Here is a 16,854-nt window from a genome sequence, read left to right on the forward strand (position 1 = left end):
GTCTGTGGTGGTCATGTCTCTTCGGACCCTTCGAGCGTGGGGGCATCGAGGTCACGGCCGGTCCGTGTGCCGCGCTGGAAGGCCCCGAGGCCACCACCGGACCCACGGGAAGCCCTCGCGGGCTGCGGCTGCTGCTGGGGCTGTTGGTGTGGCTGTGGCTGTGGCTCGCCGCCGGGGGCGCCTCGGCCATCGCCGGGGGTGCTTCGGCCTTCGCCGGGGACGCTCGCGGTCCCGCCCGGCGCGCTCTGCCAGGAGGACACACCGACGACCGGCGACTTGCGCGCGCCACGCTTGGGCAGGCCGTGGACGGTACGCGCACCGCCCTGGTCGCGCTCGGGGACGGGCCGGATGCCGCTCACCGGCGCCGCTGTCGTCGCCGGTGCCGTCGCCTCGGTGGCGGGCGGCGGAGTCTCCTCCATGGTCCACAGCTCCTCGGGCAGCAGGACGACGGCCCTGACACCGCCGTACCGGGAGACTCCGGTGACATCCACCTTGAAGCCGTACTGGCGGGCGATCAGACCGACGACGGGAAAGCCGAACTTCGGCTGGGTGCCGAGCTGGGACAGCTGCGGGACGGAATCCCCGGACAGCAGCGCGGTCGCCTTCTGCCGGTCCTCGTCGCTCATGCTCACACCGGCGTCGTCGATGACGATGCACAGGTTCTTCTGGACCCGCTGGAACGTCACCTCGATCGGTGCGTCCGCCTGCGAGAAACTGGCGGCGTTGTCGAGCAGTTCGGCGACGGCCAGGGCGACCGGCGCGACGGCGGACGCCTTCAGCGCGATGCCGCTGGGCTGCATGATCTCGACCCGCTGGAAATTGCGGATCTGGCTCTGGGCGCTGCGCACGACGTCGTAGACGCTGGCGGGCTGGTTGCGGCGGCCCAGCGGCGCGCCGCACATGACCGCGATGCCCTGGGCCTTGCGGGCCATCTGGGCGTTGGCGTGGTTGACGTCCATCAGGTCGGCGAGCACACCGTGCCCACCGTACTTGCGCTGAACTTCGTCGAGCAGGGCGGTCTGCTCGGCGGCGAGACTCTGCAGAAAGCGGGCGGCACCCTTGAGAACCGCCTTGGTGCTCTCCTCGGCCCCCTGCTCCGCCTCCCGGATGGCGGCCTCCTGCTCGCCCAGGACCCGCGCCAGCTCACCGCGTACGCGGCCGAGTTCGGCCTCCGCGTAACTCAGCCGGTTCCCGAGCGCGGCCTCGGCCTCCCCTCTCCTCGCTCCCAGGGCCTTGTTGCGGAGTGCGAGTGCCACGACCGCGGCTATGGCTATCACCGCTATCGCAGCCAGGCACCAAAGAAGTATGTCCTCAGTCATGGAAACCTTTCCCGGCACGCGGCACGCAGGCGTGGACGGATACGCACAGCGAGGGCCCGCGACAACCGACGTCAGGTCACCACCTGGTCAAAGTGGATCAAGGTCGCGGACGCCGGAATGCTATCACCGTCGAACAACAGACCGGAGGCCGCGCCTCCACGTCTTTTCACCGGCAACACATGGACGTAACACGGAAGTTGGCGGCCAAAGGCTCTCGGCCCCGTCTTCCGGCCCTATGGTCGCCGCTGCCGCCTGCCGCGCCACAGGCCGTCCCACCAGCGCACAACTGCCCCACGGCCCCGCCCGGTTCGCGCTCCGCGCGGCGGCCGCCGAGGCGCCGGCCCTCGCCCAGCGGGAGCCATGGACAAGACGTCGCGCGGTGGGATTCCAGTACGGCCACGGCAGCGGTGAGGACGGCGCTCCGCTCGTCACGTGAATGCGCGCCAAGTCGTAGAGTTGCGAGGGCGTGCCGACCTGCTGGACGACACCAAGCCGCATGACCACGACGCGGTCGCCGAGCGTCATCGCCTCGGTCTGTTCGTGGGTGACGCAGACGGTGGTGGTGGCCAGGCGTCGTTGCGGCCGGGCGATCCGGGCTGGGTGCGCATCTGGGCGCCGAGCTTCAGGCTGCCGTGCCGGTGTCCCTCCCGCAGGCACCGGTCTGTCCCGATGCGGTGCCGTCGAACTGACCGTCGCCGAGGGGCCCGTTGGCCGTCGCCCGTTGGTGCCTGGCCTCAGCGCGGGGCGGGAACCGGGCTGTGCACCGTGCAGGTCCGGCTCTTGCCGTCCGGCTGGGTGCCGCAGGCCCAGGACGTCTGGTGCCCGCTCAGTTCGGCCATCGGGGAGTAGACGTCGTTGCCCCAGTGCACCGGGCTCGCCTCGGTGACGCCGCTGGAGTTGTTCACGTCGACGACGGCCTTGGGGCTGGTGTAGGTGATACGCCCCCAGGTCGCGCTGCACGCCTTGCTGTAACGGAGTTCGATCACCATCTTGCCGTTGAGGATCAGGGCGAGTGTCTGGCCGTCCCGGGAGCATCCCATGGCCATCGGGTCCTTGCCCGTGCAGCCGGCGTGGGTGCAGCCGACGGGGTCGGTGCTCACGGAGGCGCGGTTCCCCATGGCCTGGTTCGCGATGCCGGGCTTCCTCTTCTCCGGGTGGTTCGAGGAGTAGTGCGCGATCGCGAGACCGGTGGCCGTCAGGACGGCGCAGGACACGACCGCCGCCGCGATCAGAGAAGGCGACGACCAGCGACGTCCCGGTCGTCGCGCGGATGTGGGGACGGGAACCGGTACGGGGACGGGTTCGGCGTCGGGGACGGGAGCGGCGTCGGGCTTGGCGTCGGAGTCAGGGGCGACGACAGGGGCGGCGACGGGTTCGGCGTCGGAGTCAGGGGCGACGACGGGTTCGGCGTCGGAGTCAGGGGCGACGACAGGGGCGGCGACGGGTTCGGCGACAGGCGGGGGTGCGGTGTCGTCGGGCCGTTGCGTGTTCCGTTCGTCCCGTTCCGTGTCGCCGGTGCCGCGTATTCGCTCGGCGCGGTCCCACAGTTCCAGCAGTGGCCCGGCGGCCGAACCCGCGGCGGCGGCGAAACTCTCCACGGCCGCACGGGGCGGGAACTGCTTTCCGTTGATCCAGCGTTCCCAGGACGACTTCGAGTAGTGCGTGAGCGTGCTGATCCGGGCGTAGCTCAGTCCTGACCGCTGCTTCAGCGACAGCAGTTCCGCGTGAAGCCCGGAGGTGGGATCGGGGCAGGGGGAAGAGGATGCCGGGAGGCGGAGATCTCTGTCGCTCACTGTGCGCTGCCCATTCGCTGATGGACCACCGGCCGAGCCGACGGCACAGCGTCGGACCGGCCCCCAGCCGGTCCGCTGATTAACTGCCCCCCGCCTCAGGCCCGGTGCTCCGGTCCGAGAAGTCGAGAGAAGCATACTGTGCCCGCTACGGCGCACGCCGGTGCCCGGCCCGAGCAGGCTCGGACCGGGCACCGGACGGGGGTCACGCCCCGGCGGGCGAGATGATCGCGTAGGCGCCGCGCGCGGCCGGGCTGAAGTGGCGACGCTCGACCCGGTTGTGGGAGTTGCCCTCGATGGTGTCGACCGTGCCGTCCGCGTAGGCCTTCTCGATGATGCCCACGTGCACGCTGGTGCTGGTGTTCTGCGGTCCGCTGCCGAAGACGATGGCGTCACCGGGCTGCGGGTCGCTCAGGCCGCTGTGCAGCGTGCCGTGGTCGCGGCCGTAGTAGTAGAAGGCACCACTGAACGCCGTGCTGAAGTTGATGCCGGCCTGCCGCCAGGTCCAGCTGGCGAACAGGGCGCACCATGCCTCGCAGGGGCCGTACGGGTTGCAGTTGTTGCCCCATTCGGTGACGCCGAGCTGCGAACGGGCGGCCTGGACGATCTTGTCGCGGGTGCTGCCGGACAGCGGGGGAGTGCTGGGCGTGCCGCCGCTCTCACCCCCCGAGGTGCCGCCGCCCACTTCCCGGGCGATACCCATGGAGGCCATGGTGCGGGGGCCGGCGATGCCGTCGGCGTCGAGCTGGTGGGAGCTCTGGTAGGACTTCACGGCGCTGGTGGTGGCGGGGCCGTAGTCGCCGTCGGCCGAGGTGCCGGCCTTGCTCTGCACCTGCTTGACCTTCGCGGTGAGCGCGGCGTCGGTCTGCGGACCGGCGATGCCGTCGACCTCCAGGCTGTTGTCGCTCTGGAAGGCCAGGACCGCGTCCTTGGTGGCCGGACCGTAGACGCCGTCCACGCCACCCGCGCCGAGGTAGCCGAGGCCGACGAGGTTGCGCTGGAGCAGCTTGGTGTCGCTGCTCGTGCCGGTGCCGCTGGAAGTGATGCGGTCGATGTTCATCGCGGCCATGGTGAGCGGACCGGCGATGCCGTCGGCGTCGAGCCGGTGGGAGCTCTGGTAGGACTTCACGGCGCTGATGGTGGCGGGGCCGTAGTCGCCGTCGGCCGAGGAGCCGGCCTTGCTCTGCACCTGCTTGACCTTCGCGATGAGCGCACCCATGGTCGCGGGCCCGGCGTCACCGTCCACGGAGAGGCCGTTGTCGCTCTGGAAGTGGCGCACCGACGCGGTGGTCTGGCTGCCGTAGATGCCGTCGACACCGCTGAGCGGCGCGTAGCTGAGGCCGGCCAGGTCGCGCTGGAGCAGGCGTACGTCGGTCGCCGCGTGGGCCTGTGGCACGGCCGGGCCGAGCAGCAGGCCGACCAGTACCGCGGCGAGGACGAGCGCGAGCGAGGCGACGTAGGAGCCGCCCCCACGTCTGGGTGTGCGGAGGAGCGTTGTGGTCACGTGTTCTCTTCCTGACGTCCCGGGGGCATGCCCGGGGTAGGGGTGGATGGAGTGGTGCGTAGGAGAGAGGGGGGAATGGATGCCGACCGGCGACGACCAGCCTTGGGCACGGCGCCACCATCCCGCCAGTGCACGCGGCAGGTTGGGATCCCTTGGGACGTCTCACATCGCTGACCTGCGGCTGAGCACAACGGCGGGACGCTGCCCGGGACATGGCGCCCACCGGCTGGCAGACGTCCCGCGATCGCCGAAGGAAGCCGGGGAAACAGCTGGTCAGAACCGTGGGACGGCGAACGGCCGGCTGTGGGACGGCGGATGGTACGTCGTGGGACGGATCGGTGTTGCCCCGCGGATCCCGGCTGTGGAACGGTCCTGACCGCAGCGGCGCCGCGCCCCGACGCGCCTGGACCCGCGCTCGACTCCTCGACCGTCCACGGCGCCTGAGTCCGGCCGGCCCGCCCCTACCCGAACCCCTGTCGACGAGGAAGTTCCCCATGCCCAGAAAAGCCGGAAGGCTGATCACACTCGCGACCACGACCGCCCTGCTCCTCGGCGCGGGTGTGGTCTGCGCCGGTACCGCATCCGCCGCCTACAGCTATCAGTACTGCGCCAAGTACTCCGTCGCGGAACCCGAGTTGAGCTACGGCGACACCGGGGCGGCGGTGAAGGAGCTCCAGTGTGAACTGAACGCAAACGTGACCGGTGCCGACCTCAAGGTGGACGGCATCTTCGGCGGGCTGACGTACAACGCCGTGATCAAGTTTCAGGGCTGTTTCAGCCTCAAGCAGGACGGCATAGTCGGTCCCCAGACCTGGCACGAGATGGACGGCGTCAGCGACTTTCCCGTCAAGGCGGAGCGCCTGTGCTGACTTCGAGGTTCCGCCCTGCCGGGGCCCGTGTCCTGCTTCGCGCATACGAGTGAGACCAACCGCCGTGTCCGGGCCCCTTGGAACTGTCCAGGGGGACCGGACACAGCGTTTCCGCTGGTGAGGAACCTATGGGCTGCTCTTGCAGGGTGCCCCGGCGAGGGGGGCCGAGTCTGGTTCCCCCTCTACACTCCGTCCATGACGCTGACTCCTGAGAACGCCGCGGCGGCTGATCTGGGGCGCCTTCAGCCAGTGCCACTGCGTGAGATCTGGACCCACGAGGCGCTCGATTTCACCCCTTGGCTGCTGGCCAACCCCGACATCCTTGGCGAAGCGCTCGACATGGAACTAGAGATCACCTCCGCCGAGCACTCCGTGGGTGACTTCTCCCTCGACCTGATCGGCACGGATCTCCGCACCGGCCGGTCCGTGATCATCGAGAATCAGCTCGAAGCCACCGACCACACCCACCTCGGGCAGCTCCTCACCTACGCCGGCGGAACTGACGCGGCGAATATTGTGTGGGTCGCCAAAGCCTTCCGTGAAGAGCATCGGGCCGCTCTGGACTGGCTCAATGCCAGGACCGACACGGAGACGTGCTTCTTTGGCATCGAAGTCTCGGTGGTCCGGATCGGCGACTCCCTGCCGGCACCACTGCTGCGAGTTGTCGCGCAGCCTAACGACTGGGGTAAGACGGTGCGCTCAGCGGCACAGGTCCGGGAAGGAGGGTCCAGTGACCGGGCAGTGCTCTACGGGCAGTTCTGGGAGCGCTACCTCACAGCACTCAACGCTCAAGGACTGTCATGGACCCGGGCACGCAAGGGACCCAAGGAAAACTGGTTCAACACATCTGCCGGAGTCTCCGGCGCAAACTTCTCGGTGTCATTCGCCCGGGGGCGGCTCCGTTCTGAACTGTATCTGGGGCATTCGGACGCGATGGTGAACACCAGCCGCTATCAGCATCTGCTCGACAAGCGTGATGCCTTGGAGGGCGTCTACGGTGCGGCCTTGACCTTCGAGCCGCTGGAAGAAAGGCGGAGCTGTCGTATAGCGGACTACCGCGACGACGCAAGGGTCGAAGACGTGGACGACTGGGATGTGTTCATCGAGTGGTTCGTCCACTCGCAGCGCCAGTTCCGGGAGGCCATCCGCGCCTGTGGGGGGCTGCCAACGGCAACCGCATGACCCAGGGCGCAAGGGCGGAGTCGGAGGCAGGCGAGCGGGGATCGGCCCCCGGGAGGGAGACCGATTGTTCGGGAGACTGCCGTGGGAGCTCGGGGTATATCCCTCGGGCTACCCGACCGGATCGGCACTTGGGGGAGTCGGTGGTGAGCGTGTGCCGGGCGTTGCGGAATACGGCGTGACCTGCGGCGATGCTCCAAGTCCCGTCCACGCCTCGTCCACGGACCCCGACATACGGCCGCTCCGGGCGGCACATGCCCGCACAAATGCGAAGACCCCGGCCTCAGCGTTTCCACTGGTGACGGGGTCTTTGGGCACCTCATGCTGGGTGCCCCCGGCAGGATTCGAACCTGCGCACACGGCTCCGGAGGCCGTTGCTCTATCCCCTGAGCTACGGGGGCGCTGCCGCGTCGTGCGCGGCGACGGGTAGAACCCTACCAGCTCGTCAGGGGTGCCCGTGAACAGGTATTTGCGGAGTGCGACCGGTCCGCGACGGTGGGAGGGCCGGAAACCCGTTACGGGGTGGAAGTAGGGAAAACCGGGACGCGGCGGCCCGTGTCGACCTACGCTCGAAGGGTGCCAGGCGCGTCGGGCCGGGTCCTTGTCGTGGACGACAACAAGGTCATCCGGCAGTTGATCAGGGTCAACCTCGAACTGGAGGGTTTCGAGGTCGTGACCGCGGCTGACGGTGCCGAATGCCTGGACGTCGTGCACCAGGTGCGGCCCGACGTCATCACCCTGGACGTGGTCATGCCCCGCCTCGACGGCCTGCGCACAGCGGCCCGGCTGCGGGCGGACGCGCGTACCCGCGAGGTGCCGGTCGTCGTGGTCAGCGCCTGCAGTCGCAACGAGGTGGACAGTGGCCTCGACGTCGGCGTGGACGCGTTCCTCGCCAAGCCGTTCGAGCCCGGTGAACTGGTCGGGGTCGTACGGCAGTTGAGCGAGCTCGGGCGTGACGGGGCCGCCGCGTCCGGTGCCGCCCGCCCGCGTCCCGCCGACGAGCCGGAGAGCGCCGGGCGTCCGGGCGCGTAGTCCTCGACAGCCCTCTCCGGTAAAGCCCTCCCCGCCAAGGCCCCTATCGCCACGGTCCCCACCGCCGAGGCCGTCTTCGCCGAGGCCGTTTCCGTTAAGGCCGTCTCCGTTAAGGCCCTCCCGGCCGAAGCTCCCCACGGCAGCCCTTCCGACCGCAGCCCTACCTCCGCGCGCCGGTCCACCCGGTCCACCCGGTCCACCCGGTCCGCCCGGCCCTCCGCACCGTCCGCCCCTCCGCCCCTCCCACCCCGTCCGCATCGCGGACCATCGGGCAAATCAGTTCGCCTACCCACCCCCCCTCTCGCCTACGCTTGTCCCGTGACCCCCGCAGAGCTCTCCCGTACCGTCCTGCGCGCCGTCGGCGGCGCGGTCGACGACGGTGAGTTCCGTGCGGGCGCGCGCGGTGGCGGGGGAGCCCGCATCGTCGTCGAGCGGCCGCGCGCCGGCGGGCACGGGGACTACGCCACCAACGTCGCCCTGCAGATCGCCAAGGCCGCCGGGCGCCCGCCCAGGGAAGTCGCCGAGGTGCTGTCGCGGCGGCTCACCGCCACCCCGGGGATCGTCGCCGCCGACGTCACCGGGCCCGGGTTCCTCAACCTCACCCTCGGGGCGCGGGGCCGGGACTGCGGGCCACTCGTCGAAGACATCCAGCGGCAAGGGCTGCTGTACGGACATGGCGACTCGCTGCGCGGTCATCGCGTCGAGCTCCGCGTTCCCGATGAGCCGCGGGCCCGCGTCGTCGCCGATGCCGTCGCCCGGATCGGGCGCAGCCAGGGCGCCGAGGTCCACGTCGTGCGCGCCCAGCGGCCCGGCGACGTCACCTTCCGGCCCGTCCCCGCCCACCCGCGGGACCTGGTCCGGCTCATCGGTTCCGATGCCGCCCGCTGGGCGCTGCTCAGGCCCGCCGTCGCCGACCACCCCCGTACCGCCACCGCCGTCGAGCGCGCCGCGCACCTCGCCCAGCGCGAGAGCAACCCGCTCTTCCGCGTCCGGTACGCCCACGCCCGCACCCGCGCCCTCACGCGCAATGCCGCCGATCTCGGGTTCCGCGCCCAGCCCGGCGACGGCGGCGGCGCCGACGTGCAGGACGGGCTCGTCGCCGCCCTCGCCGACCATCCGCGCATCCTGCTCTCCGCCGCCCGGCACCGCGCCCCGGACCGGCTCGCCCGGCACCTCGTCGACGTCGCCGATCTTTTCCTCGCGCGGCTGAACACGACCGTGCTGCCCGTCGGTGAGGAGAAACCCTCGGCCGCCCACCGCGCCCGGCTCGCGCTCGCCGAAGCCACCGGGACGGTGCTCGCCGGTGGCCTCTCCCTGCTCGGCATCGACGCACCCCAGCACCTGTAGGCCACCAGGTTCGCAAGACCTGTAGAGACGAAGAGAGCGCCACCCGCCATGAGCCGTTCCGCCCACCCCGCAGGCCCCCGGCACGCCGACGTTCTGCCCGAGGGGCACTACACCGCCCCGCCCGCCGACCTCAACGCACTCGACCCGAAGGTCTGGTCGCAGACCGTGGGGCGCGCCACCGACGGCGCGGTGACCGTCGCTGGCATCGAGGTCACCCGGCTCGCCGAGGAGTTCGGTACCCCCGCCTACTTCCTCGACGAAACCGACTTCCGCGCCCGCTGCGCCGCCTGGCGCGACGCCTTCGGGCCCGGCGCCGACGTCTTCTACGCCGGGAAGGCGTTCCTTTCGCGTGCCGTCGTGCGGTGGCTGCACGAGGAGGGGCTCAACCTCGACGTGTGTTCCGGTGGGGAGCTGGCCACCGCCCTGTCCGCAGGGATGCCCGCCGAGCGGATCGCCTTCCACGGCAACAACAAGTCAGAGGACGAGATCGAGCGGGCCGTCAGTGTCGGCGTCGGGCGGATCGTGCTCGACTCCTTCCAGGAGATCGTCCGCGTCGCCCACATCGCCCAGCGGCTCGGCAAGCGCCAGCGCGTGCAGATCCGCGTCACCGTCGGCGTCGAGGCGCACACCCACGAGTTCATCGCCACCGCCCACGAGGACCAGAAGTTCGGCATCGCGCTCGCCGACGGCCTGGCCGCCGAGGCCGTACGACGTGCCCTCGAACTCGACGGGATCGAGCTCATCGGGATCCACTCGCACATCGGGTCGCAGATCTTCGACATGGCGGGGTTCGAGGTCGCCGCGCGGCGCGTCGTCGGACTGCTCGCCGAGGTGCGTGACGAGCACGGGATCGAGCTGCCCGAGATCGACCTCGGCGGCGGGCTCGGCATCGCGTACACCTCTGACGACGACCCCAGCGAACCGCACGAGATCGCCAAGGCGCTGAACGAGATCGTCAGCCGGGAGTGCGAGGCCGCCGAGCTGCGCGTGCCCCGGATCTCCGTCGAGCCGGGCCGCGCCATCGTCGGCCCGACCGCCTTCACCCTCTACACCGTCGGCACGGTCAAGCCGCTCGAAGGACTGCGGACGTACGTCTCCGTCGACGGCGGCATGTCCGACAACATCCGCACCGCCCTGTACGACGCCGAGTACACGGTCGCCCTCGCCTCCCGCCGCTCCGACGCCGAGCCGATGCTCGCCCGTGTCGTCGGCAAGCACTGCGAGAGCGGGGACATCGTCGTCAAGGACGCCTTCCTGCCCGCCGACATCGCCCCGGGTGATCTCATCGCCGTGCCCGCGACCGGCGCGTACTGCCGTTCCATGGCCAGCAACTACAACCATGTTCTGCGCCCGCCGGTCGTCGCCGTGCGCGACGGTGAGGCGCGCGTGATCGTCCGGCGCGAGACGGAGGAAGATCTCCTGCGCCTCGATGTCGGATAAGTGAAATAGCTGTCTCATCATCCGGACCGGGCGCAGAAAGCCCGGTCCGGTGGGTGAGACTGGCTCTACCAGAGATGTACTTACAGAAACGAGGTCGGATGATGCGTACGCGTCCGCTGAAGGTGGCGCTCCTGGGGTGTGGGGTGGTCGGCTCAGAGGTGACACGCATCATGACGACGCACGCGGACGACCTCGCCGCGCGGATCGGCGCTCCGCTGGAGCTGGCCGGTGTCGCCGTCCGCCGCCCCTCCAAGGTCCGTGAGGGCATCGACCCGGCGCTCATCACCACCGACGCCACCGCGCTCGTCAAACGCGGCGACATCGACGTCGTCGTCGAGGTCATCGGCGGCATCGAGCCCGCCCGCACCCTCATCACCACCGCCTTCGAGCACGGCGCCTCCGTCGTCTCCGCCAACAAGGCGCTGGTCGCCCAGGACGGCGCGGACCTGCACGCCACCGCCGAGGAACACGGCCTCGACCTGTACTACGAGGCCGCCGTCGCCGGGGCGATCCCGCTGGTGCGCCCGCTGCGCGAGTCCCTCGCGGGCGACAAGGTCAACCGCGTCCTCGGCATCGTCAACGGCACCACCAACTTCATCCTCGACAAGATGGATTCGACGGGTGCCGGGTATCAGGAGGCGCTCGACGAGGCCACCGCGCTCGGGTACGCCGAGGCCGACCCGACCGCCGACGTCGAGGGTTTCGACGCCGCCGCCAAGGCCGCCATCCTCGCCGGAATCGCCTTCCACACGCGCGTGCGCCTCGACGACGTCTACCGCGAGGGCATGACCGAGGTGACCGCCGCCGACTTCGCCTCCGCGAAGGAGATGGGCTGCACCATCAAGCTGCTCGCCATCTGCGAGCGGGCCGCCGACGGCCGGTCCGTCACCGCCCGCGTCCACCCCGCGATGATCCCCCTGTCCCACCCGCTGGCCTCCGTGCGCGGCGCGTACAACGCCGTGTTCGTCGAGGCCGAGGCGGCCGGGCAGCTCATGTTCTACGGTCCGGGCGCCGGCGGTTCGCCGACCGCGTCCGCCGTACTCGGCGACCTGGTCGCCGTCTGCCGCAACCGTCTCAACGGCGCTACGGGACCCGGCGACTCCGCGTACACCCGGCTGCCCGTCTCCCCGATGGGCGAGGTCGTGACGCGGTACCACATCAGCCTCGACGTGGCCGACAAGCCAGGCGTCCTCGCGCAGGTCGCCACGGTCTTCGCCGAGCATGGCGTCTCCATCGACACCGTGCGTCAGTCGGGGAAGGACGGCGAGGCGTCCCTCGTCGTCGTCACCCACCGCGCGGCGGACGCGGCCCTCACCGGGACCGTGGACGCGCTGCGCCAGCTCGACACCGTGCGCGGTGTCGCAAGCATCATGCGTGTCGAAGGGGAGTAGCAGCTCATGACCGGAATGACCCACCAGTGGCGCGGCATCATCGAGGAGTACCGGGACCGGCTCCCGGTGACCGACACCACGCCGGTCGTCACGCTCCGCGAGGGCGGCACGCCGCTCGTGCCGGCGCAGGTCCTCTCCGAGCGCACGGGCTGCGAGGTCCACCTGAAGGTCGAGGGCGCCAACCCCACCGGCTCCTTCAAGGACCGCGGCATGACCATGGCCATCACCCGGGCCAAGGAGGAGGGCGCGCAGGCGGTCATCTGCGCCTCCACCGGCAACACGTCCGCGTCCGCCGCCGCGTACGCCGTGCGCGCCGGCATGGTCTGCGCGGTGCTCGTGCCGCAGGGCAAGATCGCGCTCGGCAAGATGGGCCAGGCGCTCGTCTACGGCTCGAAGATCCTCCAGGTCGACGGCAACTTCGACGACTGCCTCGACCTCGCCCGCCGCCTCTCGGAGAACTACCCGGTCGCGCTGGTCAACTCGGTCAACCCGTACCGCATCGAGGGCCAGAAGACCGCCTCGTTCGAGATCGTGGACGCCCTCGGCGACGCCCCCGACATCCACGTGCTCCCCGTCGGCAACGCCGGCAACATCACGGCCTACTGGAAGGGCTACAAGGAGTACTCCGCCGACGGACCGGCCACCCGCACCCCCCGCATGTGGGGCTTCCAGGCGTCGGGCTCCGCCCCGATCGTGCGTGGAGAGGTGGTCAAGGACCCCTCGACCATCGCCACAGCGATCCGCATCGGCAACCCGGCCTCCTGGCAGCACGCGATCGCCGCGCGCGACGAGTCCGGCGGCTTCATCGACGAGGTGACGGACCGTGAGATCCTGCGCGCCTACAAGTTCCTGGCCTCCCAGGAGGGCGTCTTCGTCGAGCCCGCCTCCGCGTCGTCCGTCGCGGGCCTCCTGAAGGCCGCTGAGCAGGGCAAGGTCGACAAGGGGCAGAAGATCGTCTGCACCGTGACCGGCAACGGCCTCAAGGACCCCGACTGGGCCGTGGCCGGCGCGCCGCAGCCCGTCACCGTCCCGGTCGACGCGGTCGCCGCGGCCGAGCGGCTCGGCCTCGCCTGACGATCGCCACGGCCTGATCCCCCGTCAACTGGGCGTTTCCGTACAGGGGGTGCACAGGGGGCTTACGACACGCATCGTGCGCCTCCTGTGCGCCCTATGTCGCCACAGAACCTTCCTTCGATAGGCTGTACCGAACCCGCGCACCGCATATGCAGTGGTGCCGCCGCTGTTCCGTCGTATTCCGGCGCATGTCGCCACATGGCGCCACATGTCTGCCGTTGTACCGACGAACGCGGCCCTTGTCCCACCGTCTTCGGAAGTTCTCGAAACACCTCGAAACATCCCGCAGCGCAAGGAGAGTCATCGAGCGATGGCCGGTCCCGCGTTCCGCGCCGCCGCCGTCAGGGTGCGCGTCCCCGCCACCAGCGCCAACCTCGGCCCTGGCTTCGACAGCCTCGGCCTGTCGCTGGGGCTCTACGACGACGTGGTCGTCCGGGTCGCCGACTCCGGGCTGCACATCGACATCGCCGGTGAGGGCTCCGAGACCCTCCCGCGCGACGAGTCGCACCTTCTCGTACGGTCCCTGCGCACCGCCTTCGACCTGCTCGGCGGTCAGCCGCGCGGCCTTGAGATCGTCTGCGCCAACCGCATCCCGCACGGCCGGGGCCTGGGCTCCTCGTCCGCCGCGATCTGCGCGGGCATCGTCGCCGCCCGCGCCGTGACCATAGGCGGCGACGCACGGCTCGACGACGCCGCGCTGCTCGAACTCGCCACCGAGATCGAGGGCCACCCGGACAACGTGGCCCCCTGCCTGCTCGGCGGCTTCACCATCGCCTGGACGGAGCACGGGGCGGGCCGGGCGATCCGTCTGGAGGCCGCCGATTCCGTCGTTCCGGTGGTTTTCGTCCCCGGCAGGCCGGTCCTCACCGAAGAGGCCAGGGGACTGCTGCCGCGCACCGTCCCGCACGTGGACGCCGCGGCCAACGCGGGGCGGGCCGCCCTGCTCGTAGAGGCCCTGACCAGGCGCCCCGAGCTGCTGCTGCCCGCCACCGAGGACCGCATCCACCAGGAGTACCGGGCCCCGGCCATGCCGGAGAGCGCCGCCCTCGTGGAGCGGCTGCGGGTCGACGGGGTGCCCGCGATGATCTCCGGGGCGGGGCCGACGGTCATCGCCCTGGTGCAGGACGAGTCGGCCGACAAGGTCGCCCGGCTGGCCGGTGAGGGCTGGGCGGCCAACCGCCTCGCCCTCGACGTCGACGGAGCGAGCGTGCTGCCGCTTGGCTCCTGAACACGGTTGCCGGATGACGAGAGGGGGAATGTTTGTTGGATCCGGTAGTGTTAACCTCAAGTGTGCACCCGACCTCACTTTGGCGAGGTGCCGTGTGTCCCCGTCCGGGACAACCATTCTTCCGGGAGCCTCCCCAGCGATTCCGCACAGCGTCCCCGTACCTCGGGACGTGGTGCTGAACGTCGGCGAGCATGCTCCGGAACCGGCGTGACCGAGCCGCGTGACACCACAAGCCAGTGCACCCGCGGCCAAGGAAAACGCCGTCACCAGTGAATTCTTCCGCCACATCGGCGGACAACCGCCCCGGCACGGTCCGTACAGGCAGGACCACCGCCGGACAGCACAACCGGTCGCCGAGCCAGACAGGCCGACGTCCGCTCCAGGGAAGGACCCTTCGTGAGCGACACCACCGATCTGATGGGCGTGACTGCCGACAGCTCCGCTGCCGCGCCCGCAGCATCCGCAGGGGACGCCTCTGCCGCGCCCGCCTCCGGTTCCCGGCGGCGCCGCGGTACCGGCCTCGAGGGCATGGTGCTGGCCGAGCTGCAGCAGGTCGCATCCGGCCTCGGCATCAGGGGCACCGCGCGGATGCGCAAGAGCCAGCTGATCGAGGTCATCAAGGAGGCGCAGGCGGGAGGTGGAGCCTCCGCGAAGAGCGCCGACGCCGCCGAGGCCAAGCCGAAGCGCCGCGCCACCTCGAAGGCCCGTACCCAAGAAGACTCCGCCGCCCCCACGACGGCGGAGGCCGAGACGAAGCCCGCCGCCAAGGCCGCGAAGGCCGACAAGGCCGACGGCGCCGACAAGGCCGGATCGGGTGAGGCCAAGGCGCAGAAGGCCGGCGCCCAGCAGATCGAGATCCCGGGCCAGGGCGCGGGCGACGACCAGCAGTCCGGCGACCGCCGTCGCCGTCGCGGCGAGACCTCCGGCGCCGACACCGCGGCCGCCGAGTCCAAGGACGGCGCGAAGGCCGAGTCCAGGCAGGACCGCCAGGGCGGCGACAAGGCCGACAAGGCCGACAAGGCCGACAGGGGTGACAAGGGCGAGGGCGCCCAGGACGGCTCCGGCAACGAGAACCGCCGTGACCGCGGCGACCGTGGTGGCCGCGACCGCCGTAACCGCGACCGCGACCGTCGCGGCAAGGGCGGCGACGAGCAGCAGGGCGGCGGCCAGGACCGTCAGCACCAGGGCGGCGGCCGCCAGGACCGCCAGGGCGGCAGCGGCCCGCAGGACGACGACTTCGAGGGCGGGCGCCGTGGGCGCCGCGGCCGCTACCGCGACCGCCGTGGCCGTCGCGGCCGCGACGAGTACGGCAACGAGCCGCAGATCTCCGAGGACGACGTCCTGATCCCCGTCGCGGGCATCCTCGACATCCTCGACAACTACGCGTTCATCCGGACCTCCGGCTACCTGCCGGGCCCCAACGACGTGTACGTCTCCCTCGCCCAGGTCCGCAAGAACGGCCTGCGCAAGGGCGACCACGTCACCGGCGCGGTCCGCCAGCCCAAGGAGGGCGAGCGCCGCGAGAAGTTCAACGCGCTGGTCCGCCTCGACTCGGTCAACGGCATGGCGCCCGAGACCGGCCGCGGCCGCCCGGAGTTCAACAAGCTCACGCCGCTGTACCCGCAGGACCGGCTCCGCCTGGAGACCGACCCGGGCGTGCTCACCACCCGCATCATCGACCTCGTCTCGCCCATCGGTAAGGGCCAGCGCGGTCTGATCGTGGCCCCGCCGAAGACCGGCAAGACCATGATCATGCAGGCGGTCGCCAACGCGATCACGCACAACAACCCCGAGTGCCACCTGATGGTCGTCCTGGTCGACGAGCGTCCGGAAGAGGTCACCGACATGCAGCGGTCGGTCAAGGGCGAGGTCATCTCCTCGACCTTCGACCGCCCGGCCGAGGACCACACGACGGTCGCCGAGCTCGCCATCGAGCGCGCCAAGCGGCTCGTCGAGCTCGGCCACGACGTCGTCGTGCTGCTCGACTCCATCACGCGTCTGGGCCGCGCCTACAACCTGGCGGCGCCGGCCTCGGGACGCATCCTGTCCGGTGGTGTCGACTCGACCGCCCTGTACCCGCCGAAGCGCTTCTTCGGTGCGGCCCGCAACATCGAGGACGGCGGCTCGCTGACCATCCTCGCCACCGCCCTGGTGGACACCGGGTCCCGCATGGACGAGGTGATCTTCGAGGAGTTCAAGGGCACCGGCAACATGGAGCTCAAGCTCGACCGCAAGCTCGCCGACAAGCGCATCTTCCCGGCGGTGGACGTGGACGCGTCCGGCACCCGCAAGGAAGAGATCCTGCTCGGCAGCGACGAACTCGCCATCGTCTGGAAGCTGCGCCGGGTGCTGCACGCGCTCGACCAGCAGCAGGCGATCGAGCTGCTGCTCGACAAGATGAAGCAGACGAAGTCCAACGCGGAGTTCCTGCTGCAGATCCAGAAGACGACGCCGACGCCGAACGGTTCGAGCGACTAGTCGCTTCGCGGACGGGTTCGTCCCGGGCCGGGCCCCCACCGCTTTGCCGCGGCGGGGGCCCGGCCCTTTGTCGTCCGCTGTCGGGTCCGCTGCCGCGTCCGCTGTCGGCCTCCTGTCGTCCGCGGCTTGTCGTGTCCGCGGTCGCGTCCGGAGACCTTGGCCACACGGTCCCCTGACCAGGACATGGCATAGATGACCATAAA

At 70.6% G+C, this 16,854-nt stretch carries 12 protein-coding genes, 1 tRNA gene and 1 pseudogene; 9 read left to right on the forward strand and 5 right to left on the reverse strand.

The window, feature by feature from the left end; genetic code table 11:
* Window positions 1-11 precede the first annotated feature (11 nt).
* From OFY01_RS30840 to OFY01_RS30855, 4 genes and pseudogenes are all read right to left on the reverse strand, one after another.
* A complete protein-coding gene (locus tag OFY01_RS30840) occupies window positions 12-1,256 on the reverse strand; it encodes an ATP-binding protein (protein ID WP_266605544.1) in 1,245 nt (414 codons plus the stop codon).
* Window positions 1,257-1,724: 468 nt separating this feature from the next.
* Window positions 1,725-1,913: pseudogene (locus OFY01_RS30845) on the reverse strand (ABC transporter ATP-binding protein); the annotation flags it as partial.
* A gap of 140 nt (window positions 1,914-2,053) precedes the next feature.
* Window positions 2,054-3,112, reverse strand: a complete 1,059-nt coding sequence (locus OFY01_RS30850; RefSeq protein ID WP_266605546.1) for a helix-turn-helix domain-containing protein — start codon at window positions 3,110-3,112, stop codon at window positions 2,054-2,056.
* Window positions 3,113-3,314: 202 nt separating this feature from the next.
* Window positions 3,315-4,613 (reverse strand): peptidoglycan-binding protein, encoded by a 1,299-nt coding sequence (locus OFY01_RS30855; protein ID WP_266605548.1) that lies wholly within the window; start codon window positions 4,611-4,613, stop codon window positions 3,315-3,317.
* A 494-nt stretch (window positions 4,614-5,107) separates the two neighbouring features.
* Between OFY01_RS30855 and OFY01_RS30860 the strand changes: the two genes are divergently transcribed.
* Both OFY01_RS30860 and OFY01_RS30865 read left to right on the forward strand, forming a co-directional pair.
* Complete coding sequence (locus tag OFY01_RS30860; RefSeq protein WP_266605550.1) at window positions 5,108-5,482, forward strand: peptidoglycan-binding domain-containing protein; 375 nt, start codon at window positions 5,108-5,110, stop codon at window positions 5,480-5,482.
* A 195-nt stretch (window positions 5,483-5,677) separates the two neighbouring features.
* Window positions 5,678-6,664 (forward strand): DUF4268 domain-containing protein, encoded by a 987-nt coding sequence (locus OFY01_RS30865; RefSeq protein ID WP_266605552.1) that lies wholly within the window; start codon window positions 5,678-5,680, stop codon window positions 6,662-6,664.
* Window positions 6,665-6,990: 326 nt separating this feature from the next.
* Here the strand turns inward: OFY01_RS30865 and OFY01_RS30870 are convergent.
* A tRNA-Arg gene (locus OFY01_RS30870) sits at window positions 6,991-7,062 on the reverse strand.
* Between the two features lie 121 nt (window positions 7,063-7,183).
* Here OFY01_RS30870 and OFY01_RS30875 point away from each other — a divergent pair.
* From OFY01_RS30875 to rho, 7 genes are all read left to right on the forward strand, one after another.
* Entirely contained in the window at window positions 7,184-7,693 is a 510-nt protein-coding gene (locus OFY01_RS30875) for a response regulator (RefSeq protein ID WP_266605553.1), read from the forward strand.
* Window positions 7,694-8,011: 318 nt separating this feature from the next.
* Window positions 8,012-9,040 carry an ArgS-related anticodon-binding protein NrtL gene (nrtL, locus tag OFY01_RS30880; RefSeq protein ID WP_266605555.1) on the forward strand — a complete coding sequence of 343 codons (1,029 nt, stop codon included), beginning with the start codon at window positions 8,012-8,014 and terminating at the stop codon, window positions 9,038-9,040.
* A 48-nt stretch (window positions 9,041-9,088) separates the two neighbouring features.
* Window positions 9,089-10,480 (forward strand): diaminopimelate decarboxylase, encoded by a 1,392-nt coding sequence (lysA, locus tag OFY01_RS30885; RefSeq protein WP_266605557.1) that lies wholly within the window; start codon window positions 9,089-9,091, stop codon window positions 10,478-10,480.
* 98 nt (window positions 10,481-10,578) lie between these two features.
* Window positions 10,579-11,871, forward strand: a complete 1,293-nt coding sequence (locus OFY01_RS30890) for a homoserine dehydrogenase (RefSeq protein WP_266605558.1) — start codon at window positions 10,579-10,581, stop codon at window positions 11,869-11,871.
* A 15-nt stretch (window positions 11,872-11,886) separates the two neighbouring features.
* A complete protein-coding gene (gene thrC / locus OFY01_RS30895) occupies window positions 11,887-12,945 on the forward strand; it encodes a threonine synthase (RefSeq protein ID WP_266605635.1) in 1,059 nt (352 codons plus the stop codon).
* A 310-nt stretch (window positions 12,946-13,255) separates the two neighbouring features.
* On the forward strand, window positions 13,256-14,173 hold the full coding sequence (gene thrB / locus OFY01_RS30900) for a homoserine kinase (RefSeq protein ID WP_266605560.1): 918 nt from the start codon (window positions 13,256-13,258) through the stop codon (window positions 14,171-14,173).
* A 396-nt stretch (window positions 14,174-14,569) separates the two neighbouring features.
* On the forward strand, window positions 14,570-16,651 hold the full coding sequence (rho, locus tag OFY01_RS30905; protein WP_266605561.1) for a transcription termination factor Rho: 2,082 nt from the start codon (window positions 14,570-14,572) through the stop codon (window positions 16,649-16,651).
* The last annotated feature ends 203 nt before the right edge of the window (window positions 16,652-16,854 follow it).

Origin of the sequence: Streptomyces beihaiensis (genome assembly GCF_026274175.1) — a bacterium.
In the GTDB taxonomy this organism is placed as follows: domain Bacteria; phylum Actinomycetota; class Actinomycetes; order Streptomycetales; family Streptomycetaceae; genus Streptomyces; species Streptomyces beihaiensis.

Excerpts from the sequence above, each read along its gene's own strand:
- OFY01_RS30860 (WP_266605550.1), top strand. The coding sequence starts at position 5,108 with ATGCCCAGAAAAGCCGGAAGGCTGATCACACTCGCGACCACGACCGCC.
- OFY01_RS30865 (WP_266605552.1), top strand. The coding sequence starts at position 5,678 with ATGACGCTGACTCCTGAGAACGCCGCGGCGGCTGATCTGGGGCGCCTT.
- lysA (WP_266605557.1), top strand. The coding sequence starts at position 9,089 with ATGAGCCGTTCCGCCCACCCCGCAGGCCCCCGGCACGCCGACGTTCTG.
- OFY01_RS30890 (WP_266605558.1), top strand. The coding sequence starts at position 10,579 with ATGATGCGTACGCGTCCGCTGAAGGTGGCGCTCCTGGGGTGTGGGGTG.
- thrC (WP_266605635.1), top strand. The coding sequence starts at position 11,887 with ATGACCCACCAGTGGCGCGGCATCATCGAGGAGTACCGGGACCGGCTC.
- thrB (WP_266605560.1), top strand. The coding sequence starts at position 13,256 with ATGGCCGGTCCCGCGTTCCGCGCCGCCGCCGTCAGGGTGCGCGTCCCC.